At 54.5% G+C, this 13,083-nt stretch carries 12 protein-coding genes; 2 read left to right on the top strand and 10 right to left on the bottom strand.

Annotation, left to right across the window (positions count from 1 at the left end; translation table 11 throughout):
• Window positions 1-11: 11 nt before the first annotated feature.
• Window positions 12-698 carry a dimethylsulfonioproprionate lyase family protein gene (locus AC2FH0_RS00410; protein WP_282170680.1) on the bottom strand — a complete coding sequence of 229 codons (687 nt, stop codon included), beginning with the start codon at window positions 696-698 and terminating at the stop codon, window positions 12-14.
• The gene (locus tag AC2FH0_RS00405; protein ID WP_496788268.1) at window positions 695-2,299 is read right to left on the bottom strand and encodes a fatty acid--CoA ligase; all 1,605 of its coding nucleotides are present in this window, start codon (window positions 2,297-2,299) and stop codon (window positions 695-697) included. The genes AC2FH0_RS00410 and AC2FH0_RS00405 overlap by 4 nt, the downstream gene beginning before the upstream one ends.
• 237 nt (window positions 2,300-2,536) lie before the next feature.
• Here AC2FH0_RS00405 and AC2FH0_RS00400 point away from each other — a divergent pair, with 237 nt between their 5' ends.
• Window positions 2,537-3,460, top strand: coding sequence for a LysR substrate-binding domain-containing protein (locus tag AC2FH0_RS00400; protein ID WP_074738240.1), 924 nt, complete (start codon window positions 2,537-2,539; stop codon window positions 3,458-3,460).
• 33 nt (window positions 3,461-3,493) lie between these two features.
• Here AC2FH0_RS00400 and AC2FH0_RS00395 read toward each other — a convergent pair whose 3' ends face one another.
• From AC2FH0_RS00395 to AC2FH0_RS00385, 3 genes are all read right to left on the bottom strand, one after another.
• The gene (locus tag AC2FH0_RS00395; RefSeq protein ID WP_074738238.1) at window positions 3,494-4,552 is read right to left on the bottom strand and encodes a quaternary amine ABC transporter ATP-binding protein; all 1,059 of its coding nucleotides are present in this window, start codon (window positions 4,550-4,552) and stop codon (window positions 3,494-3,496) included.
• A 12-nt stretch (window positions 4,553-4,564) separates the two neighbouring features.
• The gene (locus AC2FH0_RS00390; RefSeq protein ID WP_496788267.1) at window positions 4,565-5,593 is read right to left on the bottom strand and encodes an ABC transporter permease; all 1,029 of its coding nucleotides are present in this window, start codon (window positions 5,591-5,593) and stop codon (window positions 4,565-4,567) included.
• Between the two features lie 67 nt (window positions 5,594-5,660).
• Window positions 5,661-6,632 carry an ABC transporter substrate-binding protein gene (locus AC2FH0_RS00385; RefSeq protein ID WP_058274113.1) on the bottom strand — a complete coding sequence of 324 codons (972 nt, stop codon included), beginning with the start codon at window positions 6,630-6,632 and terminating at the stop codon, window positions 5,661-5,663.
• A 683-nt stretch (window positions 6,633-7,315) separates the two neighbouring features.
• Here AC2FH0_RS00385 and AC2FH0_RS00380 point away from each other — a divergent pair.
• Window positions 7,316-8,083, top strand: coding sequence for a hypothetical protein (locus AC2FH0_RS00380; protein ID WP_496788264.1), 768 nt, complete (start codon window positions 7,316-7,318; stop codon window positions 8,081-8,083).
• 377 nt (window positions 8,084-8,460) lie between these two features.
• Here the strand turns inward: AC2FH0_RS00380 and AC2FH0_RS00375 are convergent, their stop codons facing one another.
• The 5 genes from AC2FH0_RS00375 to AC2FH0_RS00355 all read right to left on the bottom strand — a co-directional run bounded on the left by AC2FH0_RS00375 (window position 8,461) and on the right by AC2FH0_RS00355 (window position 12,907).
• Entirely contained in the window at window positions 8,461-9,489 is a 1,029-nt protein-coding gene (locus tag AC2FH0_RS00375; protein ID WP_496788263.1) for a TrbL/VirB6 family protein, read from the bottom strand.
• Window positions 9,486-10,034: a hypothetical protein gene (locus AC2FH0_RS00370; protein ID WP_496788261.1), complete on the bottom strand. Its 549-nt coding sequence runs from the start codon at window positions 10,032-10,034 to the stop codon at window positions 9,486-9,488. Before AC2FH0_RS00370 ends, AC2FH0_RS00375 begins: the two co-directional genes overlap by 4 nt.
• Window positions 10,018-11,562, bottom strand: a complete 1,545-nt coding sequence (locus tag AC2FH0_RS00365) for a relaxase family protein (protein ID WP_496788260.1) — start codon at window positions 11,560-11,562, stop codon at window positions 10,018-10,020. Before AC2FH0_RS00365 ends, AC2FH0_RS00370 begins: the two co-directional genes overlap by 17 nt.
• Window positions 11,562-11,885, bottom strand: coding sequence for a plasmid mobilization protein (locus AC2FH0_RS00360; RefSeq protein ID WP_496788259.1), 324 nt, complete (start codon window positions 11,883-11,885; stop codon window positions 11,562-11,564). The genes AC2FH0_RS00365 and AC2FH0_RS00360 overlap by 1 nt, the downstream gene beginning before the upstream one ends.
• A 152-nt stretch (window positions 11,886-12,037) precedes the next feature.
• Entirely contained in the window at window positions 12,038-12,907 is an 870-nt protein-coding gene (locus AC2FH0_RS00355; protein WP_496788258.1) for a hypothetical protein, read from the bottom strand.
• Between the last annotated feature and the right edge of the window lie 176 nt (window positions 12,908-13,083).

Below are 13,083 nucleotides of genomic sequence, written 5' to 3'. Positions count from 1 at the left end.
GTTTGGAAACCTCAATTGGACTGTTTGGCAAGATCTTGTTCGATCTCTGCCCAATCGTCGAAGTGGATTACATTGCAGGGTGAATTCACGTTCTCGAGCCAGACAAAGACGGAGATGAATGGCTGGTCATAGACCCGGGTGGCGTGGGGATCGCCCGCCGCATTCCAGATAAGTGATCCAGCCGGATAATCCTGCCAGTCACGGGTGCCAAATCGCCAACCAGATTTCTCGGACAGGTTCAGGTACAGCTCTGGCGCGTCGTGGTTGTGGTCGCGATACAGCGTCCTTGGACCCAGCATGAAAATGCCAAGGTTGAAATCGGGATGGTGATGTCCACATGCGTCTGGCCCAATCAGCAGAGTATGTAGGTTACACTTTGTGTATCCCTCGCCCAATTCGGCACCAGGGGGATAGAATTGGGCGTTGTCTTCGCGCCAGATCAGATCATCCTTGGCCGCTTTCAGACAACCTGCGATTTCCTGCAATTCGGGGGCGACAATCCCGGCGATGGCGTTCTTCAGTACCTCATCGTGCCGGGTTCCTTGGGGAGGTAAATCCATGAGCCTCTCACCCTTCAGGTCCATGGCTGCCAGCTTGTCCAACGTCAGATCAATGCCGCGCGTGGCAGCTCTGTGAGCCTGCAGATAGGTGACAATGGACCCGATAAGCGCCTGAATACGGCGTTGCTTGTCTGTCATGATTTAAATTCCGAGCGCGTTGAAATATCTTTCCGCACGAGTTTCTTGTCGAGCTTGCCGACACTGGTTTTAGGTAGGCGGTCGACAAAGATTATCTCGTCTGGAACTGCCCATTTTGAGATCTCGCCTTCACCGACACGCGACTGGATTTCTTCCATGACTCTCAAGCGCACAAGATCCGGGTCGGCATCCTTTGCGGCTTGAGCAACCAACACTGGCCTTTCGCCCCATTTCGCGTGCGGCAGCCCGATTGCTGCGACGTCCTCAACGCCGCTGCAAGACGATGCTATGTTTTCCAGTGCCAGTGAGGATATCCATTCGCCGCCGGTCTTGATCACATCCTTGAGGCGGTCAGTAATCTGCAGCGATCCATTCTCGCGGATATACCCAACATCCCCGGTATGCAGATACCCACCGTCCCAAAGCTCATCCGAGGCTTGCGCATTATCCAGATAGCCTTGTGTCAACCAGGGAGCCCGAGCAACAACTTCGCCGGTTGTTTCGCCGTCATGTGGGACGTCCTGCATATCCGGTGTCACAACACGAAGGTCGACAAGAGGGCCGGGAAAGCCGGTTTGCGCCTGCATCTCGGGGTCATTGCTGGACAAATCGGCCACCGTCAGAAACGGACAGGTTTCGGACATCCCATAGGCCGCATGCAAGGATATGCCTGCCGCCGCGGCGCGGTCCTGCAGGCCTCGCGGCAAAGCGGCCCCGCCAATGATCACTTTCCATCTGTCCAGGTCAATTTGTGGGCAGCCCGGATGGTCGAGCACCATTGACAGAACCGTGGGCACGCAGTGTGAAAAGGTGACGTTTTCGTCTGCAATCAATCGCAAGATTGTGTCAGGGTCATATCGACCGGGATAGACCTGACGCAGCCCCAGCATCGTTGCGGCATATGGAAATCCCCAGCCGTGGACGTGAAACAAGGGCGTCAGCGGCATGTAGACGTCGCCGCGATGAAATCCGGCATTCCCGGGCCATGCGCCGAAACCTGCGATCAAGCCCAATGTGTGAAGGACCAACTGCCGGTGTGAATAGCTCACCCCCTTGGGATTGCCGGTGGTCCCGGTCGTATAAAACAGGGTTGCCGTTTGGTTTTCATCGAAGTCCGGGAAGTCAAAGCAGCCTGGGGCCTCGCCTATCCACTCTTCATACCCTTCTCCGTCTCCAATCGGCACGATGATGATGTCCCGATCAAAGCCCGATTTGATACCCTCAATGAGCGGCATGAAATCGCGGTGCACGATGATCAGATCCGGTTGCCCATGGTTGATCGTATAAAGAACCTGAGCAGGAGACAGACGCACGTTGATCGTGAAAAGGGACGCGCCCATCATCGGGATCGCGAAAAAACACTCAAGATAACGGTGCGTATCCCAATCCATGACACCGACGCGCATGCCTTCATGTATCCCGCTCGCCTCTAAAGAATTGGCAAGTTGGCGCACGCGTTTGCCCAAGTCCGCGTAGCTCAGTCGCATTTCGGTGCCGCTGACGATCTCTTGGCTGGCTGACGCGAGCTGGGATCCGGCCAGCAAGTGTTTAATCAGCAACGGATAGCCATATGCATTTGGCGAAGGTGAAAGTGGTGGCATGAAGGTGGAATCCCATAACATCTCTATCTGCTAATCTGGCATTTCTCACCCAGTTGAAGAATTGAAAGAAATTTCCTTTCATCAAGAAATTCTAACCGATCACATCGCACCGCGAATTGCGTGCTACCCCCTGACAGGTTATGAAAAAGAGTATCAATACCCTGCTATATTCGCGCCCGTCGTCGGATAACTCTGCTTGAGGGTAAGCAGAATTGATTTCATCGAGGAGATGCAGCAATGACCACTCACATGCCCACGCTGGTTTCACTGCGCGCTTTTGAGGCGGTGGCGCGTCACAAGAGTTTCCGAAAGGCCGCTGACGAGATTTGTGTGACGCATGCGGCAGTCAGCCACCAGGTCAAAGCATTAGAAACAACAATCGGTGTTAAACTACTGGAACGCACAAGCCGTTCGGTCGAGCTAACACCGGCTGGCGAGCAATATTACCCGCCAATACGCGAACACATTCAGGGAATCATCAAAGCCACTCGGCGCATCCAGACACCTGAGGAACCGGACGTGTTGCTCGTTCAGTCCTACGCAAGTTTCAATACAATGTGGTTACAGCCCAGATTGGCAGACTTTCTTCAGGATAATCCGGACACACGCGTGCGCATCGTCTCTACCTTTGAAGACGGTGATTATGACATGCACCGGTTCGATGTGGGCGTGTTCAACGCGCCACCATTTGACAAACGGTTTGACTATAGCCCCTTGTTCGAAACGGATATCTACCCGGTATGTGCTCCGGAGGCCTTGAAAGCCGCAAGCGGTGGAATGCCGCTGGAAGAGCTAAGAAATTTCCTGTTGCTGAGTGTCCCAAACACATGGAATGAGCCGGATGACTGGGACTGCTGGTTGGATGCGGCGGGCTTAGATCGCGAAACGATGAAATTTGGCTCTGTTTTCGACAATTACCCGCTGGTCCGTGAAGCTGTTCTAAAAAATCACGGTATCAGCGTCGCAAGAGCACCGTTTTGCACGCGTGACCTTGAAAGGGAGCGCCTGGTCAAACCGTTTGATATTTCGGTGCCCGAGCCAGGCAGCTGGTATCTGGCGACGCAAAAAGAACGTGCACCCAACCCAAAGCTCGATACGTTTGTTGACTGGCTGTTCGAACAGATCGAAGCCGACCCAACCATGCGGCTATTTCGGGCCTGATCTGATGAATTCCAGCTTTGTCGTCAGCGCGCGTCAGGACTGACGTGCGCCTGCTTCGGATGCGACGCGAGGGACGAGTGCGCGAACCAGTTCAGTCATATCCAGTGAGCCGACTGTCTTCTCCCCATCCTTGACGACATAGGCGTGTGACGTATCCCCGCCGGACCGCGCGATCATGCTTTCGAGCGTGTCGTTCACGTCCACTTCGCCATGGGCATCTTCTGGCACTTGGCCACCGTCCAGCGGGGTCATGATCGAGCGGACCCGCAGAACCCGTGCTCGGTTGATGTCGCTCACGAAGTCTTCGATGTAAGGATCGTTGGGGTTCAACAGAATATGCTGCGGCTCGCCCTGCTGCACGACAAAGCCGTCTTTAAGGATCACAAGGTGATCGGCCAGCTTCAACGCCTCATCTAGATCGTGAGTGATGAAGATGATGGTCTTGTGCAGCTCTTTTTGCAGCTCGAGCAGCAGGTCCTGCATGTCGGTTCGGATCAGTGGGTCAAGAGCCGAGAAAGCCTCGTCCATCAGCATGATCGGTGTGTTCGCGGTCAGCGCCCGGGCAATGCCCACACGCTGTTGCATCCCACCGGACAATTGCGCTGGATAATGGTTCTCGAACCCGCTCAGACCCACGCGATCCAGCCACTTGGCGGCTTCACGGTCGCAAGTCGCCTCGTCCTCGCCGCGCACCGAGAGCGGCATGCCTGCGTTCTTCAGCACGGTTTTGTGCGGCAATAACGCGAACTTCTGGAACACCATCGACATCTTTTCCTGTCGAGCATGGCGCAACCCGTCCTCGGACAGTTGCATCACATCCTCACCCTGCACGATGATCTCGCCCGCAGTGGGTTCGATCAATCGGTTCAGGTGGCGGATCAGCGTGGATTTGCCCGAGCCTGACAGGCCCATGACAACTGTGATTTCGCCCGCCTGCATATCGACGTTGATGTTGTTGAGACCCAATACGTGCCCGTGCCGTGCCAACAATTCTTCCTTGCCCATGCCTCCTTTGACATGCTGCAACACGTCCTTGTCGCGGGTGCCAAAGATTTTATAGAGCCCGGACAGGCTGACCATTGGTTGTGTCATCGAACAGGCTCCTTAGTGTTTGACTTGGGTTTTATCGACCCGTGTGAGAGCTGCTTTGGACACGCGATCAAGGATCACTGCGAGCAGCACGATGCCGATGCCAGCGACGATGCCCACACCCAGTTCAAGGTTCCGGATACCGCGCAACACGTTCACGCCAAGGCCAGGGGCCGAAACAAGAGAGGCGATCACGACCATGGCAAGGCTCATCATGATGGTCTGGTTGATTCCGGCCATGATATTGGGCAGCGCTAAAGGGAGTTGCACCCGCATCAGTTTCTGGCGGTCCTTCATGCCAAAGGCATTGGCCGCCTCGATCACATCCCTGTCGACAAGCCGGATGCCAAGGTCGGTCAAACGGATCACCGGCACAATCGCGTAAAGGATGATCGCAATCCCGTACAGTTTGGATTCCGTGACCGAGAACAAGAAAATCAGAGGGATCAGGTACACGAATGTCGGCAGGGTCTGCAGCAGGTCGAGCAACGGAACGACGCCTTTTTGCAATCGGTCGGATTTCGACATGGCAATTCCAATGGGCACACCGAACAGCACCGAAATCGTCGTACACACAAAGACGATCGACAGGGTTTGCATCGCCACATCGTAGTGGTCTACGAGGGCCAGCATCATAATCGAGGCGGCCACGAAGATCGTCACAGGGCGCGAACGTGACGCGTACCAGGAAATCGCCACCAGAAGCGGGACCATGATGAACCATGGCGTCGCTTCAAACAGCCAAAGTGCGCCATCCAATATCCAGCTCAATGGCTGTGTGATCGGGTCCAGAACGGTTTTCAGGACCGGTTTGGCTGCCAGAAACCCTTCTTCGATCCCGTTGGTTACATCGCGCGACTGCCATATGCGGTTGCAGCTTTCGTGCAGATTATCAAATGAGGGAATTGGAACGAGCGGCCCAGAGGCCTCTTCTCCTCCTGCTTGCGCCGCAAGGTCCGCCAGCGAAAGAGGCGCTTTGTCATCTGACGTGCCACACCATTCGCTCAAACCCAATGCGCTGAATAACTTGTCATAGAAGGCCATTTATCCCACTTTCCGATCAACTTCAGTGCGTTAGGGGCATCGCTGAGGATGCCCCTGTCCATGCAGTTTACTGCAGCAATGCGGAAAGTTTGTCGCGCGCAGCATCGTTAAGCCACGCCCCCCAGACATCCTTGTAGGTTGTTAGGAAATGCACCGCGCCTTCATCGTAGGAGGCATTGTTGTCTTCAACCCATGCCAGCGTTTCGCCCATCTGTGCGTTGGTGAAGGACAGATTTGTCATCAGGTCAGACACTGCTGCGTTTTCGGCCATGAATTCTTTCGACAGAACTGTAACGACTTCACTGCGGGGGAAGGCGCTCATTTCTGGCGTCGCGCATTCCGCTGTGATGTTGCAGGCGTGCTTTTCAGGGTCATGGGGGCCCATATCGACCAGAGTCATCGGGTATTTGCCCAGTACCGATGTTGGTGCCCAATAAAAGCCGAACCATGGCTCTTTGTTTTCGTAGGCGGCAGCGATCGAAGCCGCAAGGGTTTCGCCTGATCCATGCACGAAGTTTTCAATGCCTGCATCAATCAGCCCGCCTGCCTTCATCAGGTTGGTGCTGACATTTAGACAGGTCCATCCCTCGGGGCAGTTGTGAAAGCGATTTCCGACGAGTTCGGGGTTGGCTGCGATGCCTTCAATTGTTGCCAGTTCCGGATGCTCCTCCACAAGGTAGTTCGGAACAAAGAACCCTTCGACACCGCCATCTGATAGAACTTCGGTCACAGGAATGATTGCACCTGAGTCAACCAGCCCTTGGTAAGCCGGCGCGCCGTTTGTCCAGATTTCAGTCAGAATATCGGGCTCTCCTGTCTCGGAAACGGATGCCAGCGCAGGGTTGCTCGAGAGCGGAACCGTGGTCACTTCGCAACCATAGCCTTGCTCCATCAGAAACTTCGAGACCGCGGTCACAATTTGCGCTGACCCCCAATCGGCCTGCATCAGTGATACTTCGCCGCATTCGTTTGCCTGGGCCGCCGAAGCGGTGATTGCCGCAGCAAATACGCACCCGAGACCCGCTGAAATCTTGAACATTTCTTTCCTCCTTGTTATCGGCGAAACAGGGGCAGAGAAACGCTCCAAGCCAAAATTCGCCTTGTTTGTAGCGATGATTTGTACAGACAGGCCTAATAGCAAAAAACTGAAAAGAATTTTAGATCATGTACAATTGTTTACAGGTGGAAAGTTGAAGCCAGGCTCGAATTTAGTGACCTTCGTTCCAACGAAAGCTTCTTTAGATGTAAATCCATAGGTGGCTTATGCGTGTGTATAATTGCCTCTTCTCAAGAGTCGGCAGGAGGAGTGATCAAACCCGGGGACGTCCGTTCTGTGCTCATCACGCCCATTCGAACTAGCTGCAGCATCGGTAGATTTGGGCTCTCAGCGAGCTTTCTCTGCGCGGCTAATCAATGACAGCCTTGTTGGTTCCAGCCTGTGATGGGCAAACTGAGAGCCGTCAATGGTAGAACCCCTGCACCGGAGAAAGTCACGCCGCTTCAGGATCAATGGCTTAGTTTGCGGCCAATGGCAAAACTATGTGTCGCCCGACAAATGCGGCGCTGCAGACAAATCTGGCTTCTTTCGATCATTGCCCCAAAATGATAGAAATGTTCTCATCGCCTCCATTTGTGTACGACCCAAACTGAATTGCCCTACGCTGGAAACGACCGCTCCAAGTGTGCTAATAGCTGGCTGAACTGACGACGGAGATAGGATATTTGCGTGAGATTGAAGATTTCACAGATGATCGGCTGAAGACTTGGTGCATCCATTGCGGTGCCCGAATTGCGAACACTGAAAGCAACCGTGATCACGTCCCGACCAAGTCGCTCCTTACAAAAGCAATCCGCAAACGCGGCGCAGCCTACGATCGGGGTTCTGAAGATCAGTTCGGCTATCTGCCACAGGTTACAATATGCCAGCCCTGCAATTCCAGTTTCTCAACTGATGAAAACTATCTTTTATGTGTGCTGCATGCGGTCATGGCGGGAAACCTATATCCCGATCCGGCAACGCATCCGGAAGCAGCATCAATTCTGCGAAGCAACCGACACGTAGTCCGATCCCTTAAGAGTAGGCCAGACGGTCAGCTTCCTTTGTTCGACAACCTCCAGCCATTCACGCTTTACCCCGATTTTGACAAAGTGCGGAGCGTCATCGTCAAGAACGCCCGTGGCCACGCTTATCACGAGATAGGGGAACCGCTTTTCGAAACACCGGACTATGTTGCCTTCACGCCGCTGGAGCATCTGAGTCCCGAGCAGCGCACCACCTTTGAGACCGTTGGCACTGGCACTGAGCTCTCTGTTTGGCCGGAGGTTGGAAGCCGTATGATGGTTCAATTATTTGACGAAGAAGCCATGATCGGCGGCTGGATCACAGTTGAAGCAGGTCGTTACCGCTATTCAATAGACTGGTCCGACGCCGTGACAGTTAAAACTGTAATCTGGGAGTACCTCGCTACGGAGACTCGCTGGAACAGATAAGCACAGCCAGAGAACCATCATCGTTTCTACTTCTCACCGGTGCTCAGGATCTGCTCCGTCAGGGCGACATGTTTTCTGCAAATCATGATCGTCCTCATTGTTGAACCTGGCCTGGACTAATTTGACTTGGAGAATGGTCGTTGCACACATTTCCCCCTTGGCAATCGCCAAGGCTTCATTCGCTCCTCGGATAAGGCTTTGACCAATTGTTCCCATGTCGAAATCCCATTTTTTTAACTATTGGCAATCGAGGTGCTCTTCCAAGAGGAGTTACCATAGTACACGCGTGACTTTTCTGAGGGAAGGTTATGGAGATAGCTAGCGCCAGATTGGACCGCAGACCTTAAATATCGGAGGTCCAATCTGGCGCTAACTTGTCAACGCCTTAGGCGATCCGCCCTTTCTTTCATCCGCAGCAGCTTAGCACCTGTTCCTGTGCTTTGCGGTTCTGATGTGCGAGGCGCCGCATCACTGGTCGGCGAATTCCCTCGCTCCATATTTCGGTGGATGACATCTGGTTTTTGTCGAATACCCATTTGTGGCGGTCGAGTCATACGTTGACCCATGCCTCCCGCAAACGAACCAACGATACCGGCGTTAATGTCGCCCGAAAGCGTTCGAACGATAGTCGGGATAAACCAGATCATCGCCAGCGACAGTGAAATCAACGCAAGAAAGGGAATGGCTGCACCGATGTTGGTTGTATTCCCAGCCCCACCCAAAGCGCTTTGCATTACGCGCATAAGGCCGAATATTACTGAAAAAACACCCGCTATCACAACGGGATAGAACGACCAACTGACAAGCGCCGCCAACCAACGCTGGAAGTAGTCGTGAGTAGTTCTGAACAGTGACATCATTATCATCGCTGGGGCGATGCCGATCAACAATGTCACCACCATTTTGGCCAGCACAAGCACCAGCGCTGCCGCACCGCCAAGAACTGAAAGCAGAACGGTAAGAACCTCACTCAAAACCGCTCCAGTCATCCAATTTAGGTTCGACCCGATTTCATTGGCATAGTCGGCAAGATCATCAATCATTTGATCGAAACGGTCGGCGAAATACCCAGCACCTGAGCCATTATCGCCGGTTATAGACCCGATGAGCATGCCAGCGACGTTGTCGAGCCCATCAAAGATGAGGCCACTGACATAGTTGAAATTCACCCAATTGAAGGCAAAAGCATTGATCAACGCAATTTTGAACAGAAGGGGATATACCTCGCTGGCGACCATCGGCTTGATCTGCAAGGCTATATTGATGAACAACATAATCATGGCGAACGTGGCAACGACGAGGATTACTGTTCCGAGGCCGCCTGCTACTGCGGCAAACTGAGAGGCTGCTACGGTTTCGAGACCTTGGTCGGCTGCATCTACAATGAAACTGACAATCCCCATCATTCAATCTCCCCGCAAAGGTTTTGCACTGCCTCGCGGAGATCTGAGATTACCGGAAAATAATCGGTATCCACCCAATCGTCATAAGTGCTTGTTTCCCCATCAGCGAAACCCAGAGTTTGATAATCCTCCTCTATGATGGACCAATCCGGTCGCAAGGTTGCACAATCGCAGCTCTGCTCTTTCAATGACGCGCCATAGCGATGGATATCATAGAGCTTGTCTGCGGCAATCGAACGCCAAGCATCTCGGAATGTGATAAACGTCAGATGTTCCGGGCGCTGCAAGATCTGACAACCGAAGCGGTCAACCTCAAGATCCTCCTGATTGACCAGGAGCTGCGGGGTGTCGGCGGTTGCGGTCAATGCCGCACCAACAAGCCAAATCAGAAAAATTCTCAAAATCATATAGTTACTCCTGTGTTGAGTGTTGACCCGGCAATCTATGTTCCGCAGTGTTTCGTGTTTCGTGTTTCGTGTTTCGTGTTGCCTGTTGCCTGTTGAAGGTGCCGTGTTCTTTGTTCCCTGCAGATCAGTGGCGAAGTCCATGAAGGTCCTCCCCATTTTGGGAGTTCATCGTGTCGTGAGTTGCTTCTGCGCTCTCTGTACGTGCTCCATGCTGTCTTTCAGCTTCGGCGAGGTCTGCTCCGTGCCCGAGGCATCCCGCATCCAACCGTTTAAGGCTTCGACCAATGAGATCTGTGATCTGAGCAACGCGATCACGGAGTTGCGCAAACAATCCACTTCCTCCCCGAGGTCCTTCCCTGAGGTGACCAATTCCCTCGCTGATGCCTCGGAGGCTTTCGTCAACCGCTCGACGTAGCTCAGCAATTCGCGTTCTAGCGGTGTAAGACCATCCATTGCTCAGTCCTTGCTGATTTTTAGACAGCTCACTGTTTGAGCTGCGAGCGTGCATCCGGTCAGCACCGCGTTGTCGTTTAGTGGAATCAAATAAGTCGCCTCTGGTCGTTCGACCTTCCTGATTCCCATCGACGCCATTGATGGCGTCAACCAGTTCAGCACCGACCACGTGGCCGTCGACGAACTGATCATCAGGCAACAGGCCACCAACACCGGCCAGATCAACGCCCTCACTTCCGAGTGTGCTTTGTTCGCGCTCTGCCTCAGCAGGTGTTTCCTCACCCGCAGAAGATACCCTTCTGTATCGGTCTTGATTATAGCTAGCGCGCTTTCGGCAGTGGCTTTCAAATCGCTCCTGAAGCTCTTCAATTGAGAATCTATCAAGGCGGCGTTCTCTGTTCTGATCCGCTCCATATCCTCGTTCAGTTTCTCGCTCAGACGTTGTTTCGGCACGCCAGTCTTCATGAAAAATCTCTCCTTTCAGCCGAAACCGCTCTTGGGTTTCGGGGTCTTTGACGGTCAGATAGTTTTTTCCCGCACGGGGGACCTCGAAGCCAACATCTGTCAGAACGGCAATCATCTCAGCTCGATCGTTGATCAGGCCCATGGAAATCTGGTCGCTAATCCAGACATGGAGCCCGTCGCGCCCGGCGGCGCGGTCCGGGGCCTCAGACACCGACTTGACCTCGGCCGCCCGATCCACATCCATGGGATCGGCCCAGCCGTGAGCCATATTCATCAGGTCGCGCAGACTGTCGAACGCACGCTCATAGCCGGGTGGAGCGATGTTGAGACTGCGCCCACTGTGCAGCTCCATACGCGGTGTACAGAAATGCAGCTCAACACGATCTTCATGGGTGTGTCGCACCCAAAGGCAGGCATAGCTATCGGCATCAAGGCTGGCGAAAGCGATCTCCTCGAAACGATCGATCACGTCCTGCTGCTGTGCTTCGGTCGGGGTGTCTTCGCGAGCGAAGCTTACAACGCCGGCACGGTAAGTCCATTTGTGCGGGCAGGCATCAATTAGGTCGATCATGCCCTGGGGATCGCCGCGCACGATCTCCGGCAAGGGCTCACGGGTCACGAACGTGGGCCGCCCCGAGGCATCGCGGATCAGATCCCGGTTGTTGTCATAGGCAAGCACCGTGCGTGCGGTCAGATACTGGACGGGCCCCACGCCGCTGCCTTTGCCGTTGGGGAAGAATTTGATCAGCATCAGGACGATCTCCTGTGCTGAGCGATAATTTCCGCCAATCGTCTCTCAATGCCGATCAAGGCCGCCGCCACATGCAAGGCATCGACATCTCTGGCTGAGCCTGCGCGGGTTACCGTGTTGAGCCAACGCGAAATCTGGTTGAGGTTCCCACCATAGCGGGACACAGCCAGAACAAGTGCTGGATCGACACGTGGCGCGGGTTTGCGCCGCTTAGGGGCCACACCGGTGGCAAGCTGCCGAAGCATGGCAGACATCGACAGCCCGCGATCCGCCGCCGCTTGCCGGATCAGCGCCTTTTCCTCGGAGGAGCAATAAAAAAACACCGCTTCTTGCTTCTCTGAGGAGACCGCGCTCTGCGTGGTCTGGTTGGGGTTCGAAGGGGAGGCTCGCCGCCCCTCGCAAGGTCCCGGTTCGCAGGTCGCAGACCTAGAACTGGGTCGCCTTGCTCTTTGCTCAGACTGACCTAAGGCAGATGTCACATTGCCACCTCCGCTCCCTGAAGCTCTGGCCCTGAAACCAACCCGCGCGACAGCAACTCTTCAGCCTGGTTGCGCGTGATGTGCTTGCACATCCAATGGCGGTCTTTGACCCAACCGGCGAGTTGCCGAAAATGCTTTTCCTCGCGCTTCGCTACCTCGACCTGCGCACCGCGCATTTCTTCGACATGCCGCCGCCAGCGGTTTTCGCGAAACCAGTTATCCGAGAAACAGACCTTCGAGCGGGTGTATCCTTTGGTCTCGGTGGCATAGTCCTTGACCGCACCGGCAACCTCGTCTGCTGTCGCGCCCTCCTCAATGGCTCGTTCGAAATGCTGGTGGCAGGTGGCCTTATCCCGCCGCCGATCCGCAGGGTAGGCATTCCAAGCATTCTCGAAATCCTGATCCACCACCTCGCGCGCGTCGGCGCGCGTAGGTGGTTTCTGGATGGTTTTAGGATGGTTTGGGGTCCGCTCTGGACCCGGTACCCCGTCCGCAGCCGGCCCCGTTCCGGGGCCATGCGGAACCCCGTCCGCTGTGGACCCTGTTGAAAATTCGGGCTCGTCGTTCGGTTCGGAGATCGTTTCCAGGCCGTTCACCACACCCAGAACGATCCGATAAATCACCGTATAGCCGTTCTTGCAGGGACGCCGTCCGATCTCAACTAGAACGCCCTCACGCAAAAATTCGGTGATCGTTCGCTTGACTGTCGACTCGCCCAGCTCAGTGTGGCGCTGGACGGTGCCTTTCGAACACCAGATCCCCGATCCATCGTCGCTTGCCTTATCGGCCAGGAACATAATGATCTGCTTGCGCACGGGACTGCCGAATTTCCTCTCCGCGCACAGGTTTGCTACCTTCCAGCTCATGCCAGCAACTCTGGAAGACTTGAGATGAAATACCGTTTGAAGTAGGCTGATGGGACGAAGACTTTGTTATGGCCGTTGAGGTGGGTCGCCATCCACTCAACGGCTTTTCTTTGTCCGGGGAACGGCAGAATTCGGTTTACACCTGCCCGGTAACTCCTTGATATTTGACCGTGAAC

The sequence above is a fragment of the Ruegeria sp. CDSC051 genome (genome assembly GCF_059610665.1).
This window is presented reverse-complemented; position numbering and strand designations above follow the sequence as displayed.